The following is a 7,241-nucleotide window of genomic DNA, read 5'->3' on the forward strand; positions in this document are numbered from 1 at the left end:
AACATGGTCTATGCGAGCTACGAGCGCGAGGCGGTGAATACGAAATTTCAAGGCTCCGCCGCCGATATCATCAAAAAGGCGATGGTTGAGATTTCGCCGCTGTTAAACGATGAGGCGCGGCTGATATTGCAGATCCACGACGAGCTGATCTTCGAGGTGCGGGACGAGGCGGCGCAGAGCTTTGGCGAGCGCGCGCAGGAGATAATGCAAAGCACGGCGAGCCTGAACGTGCCTTTAAAGACGAGCCTAAACATCGCCAAGCGCTGGGGCGAGCTGAAGTAGCTCCGCTAAATTTAAAGCGGCTAGAATTTAAGCGGAATTTAAATGGCGCGCAGAATTTTAAATTTTGAGCAGGAGGGAGCCTAAATTTGCTCGTTTGATAGATTTAATCGCTCTAAATTTAAACCGAGCGACTAGCGTAGTGCGGCACAGATCGCCGCCATCTTTAAAATTTTGATTAAATTTAAGCTCTCCGCTTAGCAATATCAAACGGCGGTTAGATAGATTTATCCGAATTAAATTTAAACTATGTGTTTTAGCAAGAGATCTGGATAAATTTTGCCGTGCGTATAAATTAAAATTTCATTTAAGCGGCGTAGTGGCGGAATTTTTAAATTTAAATTTTACGCAAAGTCGCGTGCCGTGTGAAATTTAACGAGTGAAAATTCATACAAAATTTAGCTCGCGAGAAAATAGACATAGGCTTTGCAAAAAGGAATTTTTAGAAAATGAAATGATCGGTGAGCCTTTTTAAACCGGCGGCTCGTAAAGATGAGTGCCCTTATAGCTTCACGAGCGAAGCTATAAGGATTTCGGACTAAATTTTGGCATGAATTCTGCGCGCGTAAATTTTACAAGCCTGCATAGAAATTTCGCGAGCTTGCGCAAATTTCGTGCCGCCTATTTTTTAGATTTTTCTAGCGCGGCGGTAAGGTCGGCTATGAGATCGTCAGCGTTTTCGATGCCTATGGCTAGGCGCAGCAAATTTTGACTGATGCCGATGCGCTCTTGCAGCTCGCGCGGATAGCTCTCGTGCGTCATCGACGCAGGATGGCAGATCAGGCTTTCTACGCCGCCCAGGCTCACGGCTAGATCAAATAGCTCAAGGCTACGCGCAAAGGTTTTATAGTCGTATTGTGGCTTAAGCACCAGCGAGATGACCGCTCCGATACCGCTAGCTTGGCGATCTTGTATCTTTTTTTCGCTCTTAGAGTGCGAGCCTGCGAAATTTACCGCCTCTACCGCAGGATTGCTGCGTAAAAATTCTATTATCTTTAGCGTATTTTCGCTCTGGCGGTCGAAGCGCACGCTTAGCGTTTTAAGTCCGCGTATTAGTGAATACGCGTCGGTAGGCGATAGCGTCGCGCCCAGAGTGTTTTTCATAAACTGAATTCTTGCGGCAAGCTCGTCGTCATTCGTCGTAACGATGCCGGCGATCAGATCGGCATGCCCGCCTATGTATTTGGTCGCGCTATAAACCACGACGTCTGCGCCGTGCTCTAGCGGGCGCTGATAATATGGGGTCAAAAAGGTATTATCCATAACCACAAGCGCGCCGTTTTTATGCGCGAGCTCGCTGATGCGCTCAATATCGGTTACGCGCAAAAGCGGATTTGATGGCGTCTCGATGAAGACCATTTTGACGTCGCTTGGAATTTCGGTGATCAAATTTAGATCATCCACCAAGTCGTAATTGATCCCTTGATTTTTAAAAATCCCGCTTACGTAGCGATAGGTGCCGCCGTAGACGTTGTTGTTTAACAGCACGCGATCGCCGCTTTTAAGCAGCGCGAATGCAGCGCTCGTAGCCGCCATACCCGAGGCTAGCGCGAAGGCGTATTTGCTACCTTCAAATTTTGCGAAAAGTTCCTCGAAGGCGTTGCGCGTAGGATTTGCGCCGCGCGAGTAGGCGTATTTGCCGAAATCATCCAGGCTTTCTTGCACGAAGGTGCTGGCTAGATATATCGGCGGAATCACCGCGTTGTGGGGGTTGGACTTGGCCTCTATGCCCTTTACGATTAGGGTATCTACTTTCATCTTTTCTCCTTGAAATTTAATGGATTTAAAAGCTCATCGCTCCGATAAATTTAGCTATGCGCTCGTCGCTGCTACCGAAGAATTCCTCTGCGTCGCCGTCGAATGCGATAACTCCGCCGTCTAGGAATAAAATTCTATCTGCGATCTTGCGTGCAAAGCCCATATTGTGCGTGACGATTATGAGCGAGCGATCCTCTGCGGCAAGCTCTGCGATAGTCTTTAGCACCTGTGCCTCAAGCTCGGGATCAAGCGCGCTCGTAGGCTCGTCCAGTAGCAAAAACTCAGGCTGCATCGCAAGCGCCCGCGCGATCGCCACGCGCTGGCTCTGACCGCCGGAGAGGCGAGCTGGATACGCGCCAGCTTTATCCGCCATGCCGACTTTTTTTAGCAGCGCCATTGCATTTGCTTCGGCAAGCTCGCGTGGCTGCTTTAGCACGTGTACGGGTGCTTCGATGACGTTTTGCAAGACGTTGAGGTGCGGAAAGAGATTGAAGCTTTGAAAAACCATGCCCGTATGAGCGCGGAATGGATGATACTCGCTTGTTTTATGTGGAGCGTCGAAATTTATCTTAAACTCGCCTAGCTGTAGCTCGCCGCCGCTTGGAATTTCGAGCAGATTTATGCAGCGCAGCATCGTGGATTTGCCGGAGCCGGAGCTTCCTAAAATCACTGTCGTTTGCCCGTCGCGAAATTCTAAGCTTAGCCCATTTAGCACGACGTGATCGCCGAAGCGCTTAGTTAAGTTCGTAAATTTTATCATCACACGAACCTTGAAAATCGTCGCTCTAGCTTGGATTGTAAGAACGTAAGAAGGGTGCAGACCGCTAGATAAAATAGCGCCGCCAGCACGTATAACGTGAGCGGATCGAATGCCCGCGCAGCGATACGTTGAGCGACCATAAACATATCGACCATCGTAATCGAGGCTACGAGCGAAGTGTCTTTAAGCGTAGAGATAAATATATTTGATAGCGGCGGCAGCGATATGCGCGCTGCTTGCGGAGCGATAATACGGCGCAGAATTTGAGCGTAGCTCATGCCTAAAGAGGTAGCCGCCTCCCATTGCCCCTTTGGCACCGATAGGATCGCAGCTCGCACCGCCTCTGAAGCGTAAGCGCCGATATTTAGGCTAAAGGTAATGATCGCAGCAGCCCAAACATCAAGTGTGATCCCAACGATTGGAAGTCCGAAATAGACGATAAAAAGCTGCACCAAAAGCGGAGTGCCGCGAAAAATCCAAATATAAATTTCGCTTAGCTGCTTTAAAATTTTAAAATTTGCGATGCGTGCGACCGCCGTCAGCACCGCAAGCACGAGCCCGAGCAGAAATGAGATTATCGTAAGCGGGATCGTAACTTGCAACAGGGCTAGCGCCATTGGCTCTAGCGAGCTGCTAACAAGCTCTATAATTCTGCTTGTTTCGTTCATTCACTCACATCTTTGCCGAAATATTTAAGCGAAATTTCTTTTAGCTTGCCTTCGGCTTTGAGTTCGTTTAAAGCTTTGCTGATTTGATCTGCGAGCTCTTTATTGCCCTTTTGAACTATTGCAGCGCTATAATCGACGTCTTTTAGCTTTGCAGCGATCTTAATTGGAGCGCCCGGGCGCTGCTTTAAAAAGTCGTAAAATACGGTATTATCGCGCACGACGGTATCTACGCGGCGAGCGATCAGCAGCTCCATACTTTTGGCGAAACTATCGACGGTTACGTTTTGCGCGCCGTATTTTTTAGCGACTTGCGCCCAGTTGCTGGTAGCGGAGTCTGCATTTTTCTTGCCTTTTAAATCCTCGAAGCTTTTAATGTCGTTGTTATCTTTATGCACGATGATAGCTCCGTAAACGACGGTGTAGGGCACTGAATATTCATATTTTTTCTTGCGCTCATCAGTAATGCTTACTTGATTAAACACAGCGTCTGCTTTGCCTGCATCAAATGCTGCAAGCATCGCATCCCAAGGCGCGGTTAGAAATTCTATTTTTAGACCAAGCTTTTCGGCGACTGCGCGCGCGACATCTACGTCGTATCCTACGAGCTCATTTTTGTCGTTATAATACGAAAATGGCGAAAAGGTGCCTTCCGTAGCTACTTTAAGCGTACCTTCGCGTAGCGTTTTAGCGTTTGCGCCGCATATTAAAAGCGCGCACGCAAGCAAAGTTTTTATTAAATTTTTCATAATTCCTCCAAAATTTTATGAGCGAAATTTAAAATGCGAAATTCCGCCCAACCAAGTTTAAAATTTCACGCTTCAACTAAGCGGTTGTAGAATTTACTCCGTAATGTCTTTGCCGAAATATTTAAGTGAAATTTCTTTCAGCACGCCTTTTTGCTTTAGCGATTTTAGCGCGGAATTTATCTGCGCCGTCAGCTCGTCGTCCTTTTTAAGCAGCACGGCGGAATAGATCGGCTCATTGCCTTGAGCTGCGATCTTTAGCGGGGCGTTCGGGCGCTGCTTCATATAGTCGAAAAATGTGATGTTGTCGTTGATCGTAGCGTCTGCGCGACGAGCTATGATAAGCTCCACGCCCTTGCTAAATCCGTCTGCTGTAACGATCTCGGCGCCATAGCTGCGCGCCATGTCAGCCCAGTTACTGGTAGCGGAGTGGACGCTTTTTTTGCCTTTAAGATCCGCAAAACTTTTGATCTCCTCGTTATCAGCTCGCACTACCAGCGCAGCATAAGCCACGGTATAAGGCTCGCTGAAATTATATTTTTTCTTGCGCTCCTGCGTGATGCTTACTTGATTCATCGCTATGTCCGCTTTGCCTGCATCAAATGCTGCAAGCATCGCATCCCACGGTGCGGTTAAAAATTCCGCTTTTAGCCCTAGCTCTTTTGCTAGTGCGCGAGCGATATCGACATCAAAGCCGGTAAGATTATTTTTCTCGTCATAGAAAGAATACGGCGAGTAAGTCCCCTCCGTGGCTATTACGAGCGTGCCCTCTTTGAGCGTCTTAGCGCTTAGGGTAGCGGTGATTAGCACTGTTGCGAGCAGGGCTTTAAATATTTTCATTACATCTCCTTGAAATTTAGCTATCGCTCGCGCTGCGAGCAGATGCGCGATTATATCGTGCGGAATATATAATTTTTATTAAAAATTCTAAATTTTAGTAAGACGTGATACAAAATTTCGCCTGCATGACAAAACTTTAGCTCATATATTTTTAAAATTTTGACAGAGGCGATTTATAAAATTTCAAGTTTATTAGGTAAAAGTATCACAGACCGAATTTAGCCTGCGATACAAAATAAGATTTGCAAGTATTTCGAGGCGATTTTTTGAGTTGGAAGCTAAAATTTTGCGCAAGCTAGACTTCTGCTTGCAGTTGCGAGCGCAAGAGAAGCAAAGGCGGTTTGTCACAGACTTAAAATTTCAAATCTTTCTCAAAAGCGCTCGCGAGGCAAGCCTTTTAGAAAAAGACAAGCTGCTAGCGAATTTGCCCGCCTCCACGGACGACGTATTTATAGGTTGTAAGCTCCCTTACCCCCATCGGCCCTCTGGCGTGCAGCTTTTGCGTGCTGATGCCGATCTCGCCGCCAAATCCAAACTCGCTGCCGTCGCTAAAGCGCGTCGAGGCGTTGGCATAGACGACCGCGCTACCCACTTCGTTTAAAAACCGCTCGACGTTTGCGTAATCGGCGCTTAAAATCGCGTCCGAATGGCCGCTAGAATGCGCGTTTATAAAGCTGATCGCCTCGTTCGTATCCCGCACGGCGCGCACGGCTAGCACGAGATCCAAAAACTCGGCGCCAAAGTCGCTCTCGCCTGCAAGTTTGACGTTTTTAGTGCCTCGCAGCTCCGACTCGCACGCGCCCAGAAGCTCCGAGCTCACGCGAAACTCGACCTCCGGCATCTCGCGCACTAGTACCGGTAAAATTTCGCCCGCCACGCCCTCATGCAAAAGCACGCATTCTACGGCGTTGCAGACGCTTGGGCGCTGGGTTTTGGCGTTTTTGATTATCTTTGCCGCTTCGCTCAAATTTGCGCTCTCATCGACAAAGATGTGGCAAACTCCCTCACCCGTCATGATGATCGGTACGGTCGCGTTTTGCGCGATAAAATCTTTTAAGCTCTTGCCGCCGCGCGGTATCAAAACGTCGATATGCTCGCTCATTTTCGCCATTTGCGCCACTACTTCGCGTTCAGCGCTCTCCACGAGCTGCACTGCGCCTGCTGGTAAGCCAAATTTCGCCCCCGCTTCGTTAAATAAATTTACTAAAAAAATGTTCGAATTTAGCGCGCTGGCACTGCCTCGCAGGATCGCTGCGTTACCGCTTTTTAGCGCCAGAGCCGCCGCGTCGATGCTGACGTTTGGGCGACTCTCGTAGATGATACCGAGCACCCCCAGCGGCACGCGCACGCGGCTGATTTGCATGCCGTTTGGATGGCTCCAGCCGCCTAGATTCTCGCCCACGACTTCGGCGAAGCCCGCCACATCGCGCACGCCCTGCGCCATAGCCTCGGTGCGGGCGTCGGTTAGCCTTAGGCGGTCCAGCAACGCCGCACTCAAGCCCGATTTCTCGCCGTTTGCAAGGTCTTTGGCATTTGCCGCTTTTATCACGTCCTTTTGCGCGAGCAGCTCATCCGCCACCGCGTTTAAAATTTCAAATTTAGCCTTGCTATCAAGTCTCAAAAGCTCGCCGCAAGCGGCCTTTGCGCGCTTACAGATATCTAAAATTTCGTTCATTTTCGCTCCTTAATCTATAAATCAAATCACACGCTTTGTATCAAAATGCTGCGAACAGCACCTATATCGCGTCTAAAATTCGTGCGCGTTATTATCTGATCCGTGCCGGCGGCTTAAATTTAGCGCGCTTCGGGCCATTTTATTTCGGATCTTGTGCCAAAATCTCCCGCACTCGCCGGGCATTACGTCTAACTTTCTCATTCCAGTTCGCGCATGCGCTTTTACGTAATCCGCCGGCTCATATCCGCGCAGCTTAAGAACATCTAGCTCGCCGTTTTTATCGGTGTCCAGCTCATCAAATTCTGCCGTCCACGCCGCGCCTTGCGCCGTAAATTTTAGCTTGATATTCTTTGGGGCTACCGCTTTCTCCCGCTCGGCGCGATTTAGCGTGCCGCCTAGGTCCTTGTCATTAGCCTCTATAAAAATTCTAGCGGGATTTGCCTCTTTGCACGCCCACGCCGCGCCCGCCAAAAGTAGCGCAAAAAATATAATCTTTTTCATCTTCGCCCTCCGTTTGA

Annotated in this window: 8 protein-coding genes; 1 reads left to right on the forward strand and 7 read right to left on the reverse strand. The window is 48.9% G+C overall.

Annotated features, from left to right (window positions below; all coding sequences use genetic code 11):
* A partial coding sequence (locus tag Q0614_RS07980; protein ID WP_298787872.1) for a DNA polymerase occupies window positions 1-282 on the forward strand: 282 nt, incomplete at its 5' end.
* A 618-nt stretch (window positions 283-900) separates the two neighbouring features.
* On the opposite strand, the gene Q0614_RS07985 is transcribed toward Q0614_RS07980, so the two are convergent.
* The 7 genes from Q0614_RS07985 to Q0614_RS08015 all read right to left on the reverse strand — a co-directional run.
* Complete coding sequence (locus Q0614_RS07985) at window positions 901-2,037, reverse strand: PLP-dependent aspartate aminotransferase family protein (protein ID WP_298787874.1); 1,137 nt, start codon at window positions 2,035-2,037, stop codon at window positions 901-903.
* A gap of 25 nt (window positions 2,038-2,062) precedes the next feature.
* Complete coding sequence (locus tag Q0614_RS07990) at window positions 2,063-2,797, reverse strand: amino acid ABC transporter ATP-binding protein (protein WP_297914983.1); 735 nt, start codon at window positions 2,795-2,797, stop codon at window positions 2,063-2,065.
* Entirely contained in the window at window positions 2,797-3,465 is a 669-nt protein-coding gene (locus Q0614_RS07995) for an amino acid ABC transporter permease (RefSeq protein ID WP_298787876.1), read from the reverse strand. The genes Q0614_RS07990 and Q0614_RS07995 overlap by 1 nt, the downstream gene beginning before the upstream one ends.
* Window positions 3,462-4,211: an amino acid ABC transporter substrate-binding protein gene (locus Q0614_RS08000; RefSeq protein ID WP_298787879.1), complete on the reverse strand. Its 750-nt coding sequence runs from the start codon at window positions 4,209-4,211 to the stop codon at window positions 3,462-3,464. The genes Q0614_RS07995 and Q0614_RS08000 overlap by 4 nt, the downstream gene beginning before the upstream one ends.
* Before the next feature lie 93 nt (window positions 4,212-4,304).
* Window positions 4,305-5,048: an amino acid ABC transporter substrate-binding protein gene (locus Q0614_RS08005; protein ID WP_177388047.1), complete on the reverse strand. Its 744-nt coding sequence runs from the start codon at window positions 5,046-5,048 to the stop codon at window positions 4,305-4,307.
* A 415-nt stretch (window positions 5,049-5,463) separates the two neighbouring features.
* Window positions 5,464-6,723, reverse strand: coding sequence for a glutamate-5-semialdehyde dehydrogenase (locus Q0614_RS08010; RefSeq protein ID WP_298787881.1), 1,260 nt, complete (start codon window positions 6,721-6,723; stop codon window positions 5,464-5,466).
* Between the two features lie 72 nt (window positions 6,724-6,795).
* The coding region (locus Q0614_RS08015; RefSeq protein WP_298787883.1) for a hypothetical protein at window positions 6,796-7,241 on the reverse strand (446 nt) is incomplete at its 5' end.

This window comes from uncultured Campylobacter sp. (genome assembly GCF_937997595.1).
Classification (GTDB): Bacteria; Campylobacterota; Campylobacteria; order Campylobacterales; family Campylobacteraceae; genus Campylobacter_B.

What these genes read in the sequence shown, in the direction of transcription:
- Q0614_RS07990 (WP_297914983.1), bottom strand. Translation starts at nt 2,797, where the DNA reads ATGATAAAATTTACGAACTTAACTAAGCGCTTCGGCGATCACGTCGTG.
- Q0614_RS07985 (WP_298787874.1), bottom strand. Translation starts at nt 2,037, where the DNA reads ATGAAAGTAGATACCCTAATCGTAAAGGGCATAGAGGCCAAGTCCAAC.
- Q0614_RS08010 (WP_298787881.1), bottom strand. Translation starts at nt 6,723, where the DNA reads ATGAACGAAATTTTAGATATCTGTAAGCGCGCAAAGGCCGCTTGCGGC.
- Q0614_RS08000 (WP_298787879.1), bottom strand. Translation starts at nt 4,211, where the DNA reads ATGAAAAATTTAATAAAAACTTTGCTTGCGTGCGCGCTTTTAATATGC.
- Q0614_RS08005 (WP_177388047.1), bottom strand. Translation starts at nt 5,048, where the DNA reads ATGAAAATATTTAAAGCCCTGCTCGCAACAGTGCTAATCACCGCTACC.
- Q0614_RS07995 (WP_298787876.1), bottom strand. Translation starts at nt 3,465, where the DNA reads ATGAACGAAACAAGCAGAATTATAGAGCTTGTTAGCAGCTCGCTAGAG.